This window comes from Nocardia sp. NPDC052112 (genome assembly GCF_040680135.1).
Lineage (GTDB): Bacteria > Actinomycetota > Actinomycetes > Mycobacteriales > Mycobacteriaceae > Nocardia.
On record NZ_JBFAWD010000073.1, the window covers coordinates 1 to 2,941 of the forward strand.

1 protein-coding gene is annotated in these 2,941 nt (G+C 64.8%); it reads left to right on the forward strand.

Annotated features, from left to right (window positions below):
* Positions 1-544 precede the first annotated feature (544 nt).
* On the forward strand, positions 545-2,806 hold the full coding sequence (locus tag AB0L58_RS42945) for a transglycosylase domain-containing protein (protein ID WP_364397499.1): 2,262 nt from the start codon (positions 545-547) through the stop codon (positions 2,804-2,806).
* Positions 2,807-2,941: the final 135 nt, after the last annotated feature.

Genomic DNA, 2,941 nt, shown 5'->3' on the forward strand with positions numbered 1-2,941 from the left:
CCCCCTTGTGTCTCGCGTCCGAGCCGTCGAGACTCGCGCCTACGGCGCATGCGCTTCGACGACTCGGACGCGAGACGGGCCGCGAACGTCGCTCGTAAGACTCGCTCCGTACGGGCCGCTCCGTGCGGGTCGCTCGGCACTTGGTGTACACGCGCCGAATGGGTGAGTCCGGCACCTCCGGCACAAGCGCCTCAACGACTCACACGCCAGACAAAGCCGCGAACATCACACGTAAGCATCTCGCTCCGTCGTGCTCACCAAAAGTGGATCGTTCAGCACCTGATGTACACGCGCCGAATGGGTGAGTCCGGCACCTCCGGCACAAGCGCCTCAACGACTCACACCGCAGACAAAGCCGCGAACATCACACGTAAGCATCTCGCTCCGTCGTGCTCACCAAAAGTGGATCGTTCAGCACCTGATGTACACGCCCCAAACAGTCGATGCGCGCGCCTGCACCACTTACACTTCGGCGTGAGACGCGGCGGTCCGAAGCCCGTTTCGATCGTGTCCGTGGTGAGTTTTACCGACGCTCCGGGAGGAGATGATCGTGAGCTCGTTCGGCAAGCGGCGACGCGGCGGCAGTCGCCGGGGCAAATCGATACCGGCACCGTATGCCTCCGTTGCGGGATTCACCGAGCACAACACCGGCACGGCGCGACGCAAGGACCGGCCCCGGCCACCTGGCTCGATGAAACCGCCTCGGCCGCAACCGAAACCCACCGATCGGCCACAGCGCACCCGAGGTGAACGCTTCCGACGGCTGCTACTCGCCCTGTTCGTCACCTTCGTCGCGGTACCGTCCCTGCTGTTCGTGCTGGTCTACTGGAGCGCCGAAATCCCGGATCCCGATGCGGTGCAGACCAATCAGATCGCCACCATCCTGGCCGCCGACGGAACCACGGTGATCGCGAAGGTCGTTCCGCCGGACGGCAATCGGATTCCGGTGCCGCTGGCGCAGGTGCCGAAACCGGTGCGCGATGCGGTGCTCTCGGCCGAGGACCGCAACTTCTATACCAATCCCGGCTATTCGACCAGCGGATTCCTGCGCGCCGCCCGGGACAATCTGTTCGGCCGAGAGGATGCGGGCGGCGGCTCCACCATTACCCAGCAGTATGTGAAGAATGCCTTTCTCGGCTCCGAACGCAGCCTGACGAGGAAGATGCGCGAGCTGATCATCGCCGCCAAAATGGCGCGGCAGTGGAGCAAGGACGACATCCTCGCGGCCTACCTCAACACCATCTACTACGGGCGTGGCGCCTACGGAATCTCGGCGGCCGCGAAGGCCTATTTCGACAAATCGGTGCCGGATTTGACGCGCGCCGAAGGCGCGGTGCTTGCCGCGGTCATCCGCACCCCGTCGATTCTGGATCCGGAGACCCATCTCACCGAGCTGACGGCGCGCTGGAGGTACGTGCTCGACGGCATGGTCGAAATGGGCTCGCTCGCACCGGGTGATCGTGATGCGACGGTATTTCCGCAGATCGTCCCGATTACCGAAATGCCGGATGTCAACAAGGCCCGTGGTCCGGAGGGCCTGATCCGCAGCCAGGTGTTGCGGGAACTGCGCGACGCGGGCATCAGCGAACGGGAACTGAATACCGGGGCATTGCAGATCACCACCACCATCGATGCCAGAGCCCAGCAGGCCGCACTCGATGCGATCCACGATCGCCTCGACCCGCAGCCACCGGAACTGCGCGGCGCAGTGGTTTCGATCGATCCGCGTTCGGGAGCGGTGCGCGCGTACTACGGCGGCGCCGACGGTATCGGCTTCGATTTCGCGCAGGCGCCGCTGCAGACCGGTTCCGCATTCAAGGTTTTCGCGGTGATCGCGGCGCTGCAGCAGAACATTCCACTCACCCGGGTCTTCGACAGTTCCCCGGTGACGGATCGCGGCACCAGGATCACCAATGTGGACGGCGAATCGTGCGGCAGATGCACCGTTACCGAAGCATTGAAGCGCTCGCTGAACACCAGTTTCTATCGGCTGACCATGTCGATGGTCGACGGACCGAAGGCGATCGCCGATGCCGCCCATCAGGCCGGAATCCCGGAGGAGATTCCGGGCGTGGCCGGTAAGACGCTGACCGAGGACAACGGACAACCGCTCAACGGAATCGTCTTGGGCCAGTATCTGGTTCGCCCCATTGATATGGCCTCGGCCTATGCGACGATCGCCAATTCCGGTGTCTATCACCAGCCCTACTTCGTGCAGCGAGTGGTCGCGGGCGACGGTCGGGTGCTGCTGAACCGGGGCGAACCCGACAAACGGGTCGGCAAGCAACTCCCCGGCGGCCAACAGCGCATTCCGCGCCGTATCGCCGACAACACCACCGAAGCGATGCTCCCCATCGCCGCATATTCCAACGAGCACGGCCTGTCCGGCGGTCGGCCCTCGGCTGCGAAGACCGGTACCACTCAACTCGGTGAGTCGAACGAGAACAAAGACGCGTGGATGATCGGCTTTACTCCATCGCTGTCCACCGCGGTGTGGGTCGGCACCGAGCAGTCGCAGCCGATCGAGACCGCGCGCGGCACCGACATCTACGGTTCCGGCCTGCCCGCCGATATCTGGAAGCAGGTGATGGACGGCGCGCTCGAAGGCCTGCCGATCGAGCAGTTCTCGGCGGCCGGGTCGCAAGGCAGCCAGCCGAATGCGAGCAAACCCTCCGGCGGCAGCTACGACATCCTGAACCCGCCGTCGAGCACCTCCTCCGCACCGGTCATCGTCATTCCACCCGCCCCGGAACCACCCAGGGAGGTCGAAATCTTCCCCGGCCTGAGCATTCCGGTCCCCGGCTGAGTCTTTGGCAGCGCCTTCGGCGCTGCGTGTTCGCGGCCCCCTTCAGTCTCGCGTCCGAGCCGTCGAGACTCGCGCCTACGGCGCATGCGCTTCGACGACTCGGACGCGAGACGGGCCGCGAACGGGTCGCTCGTA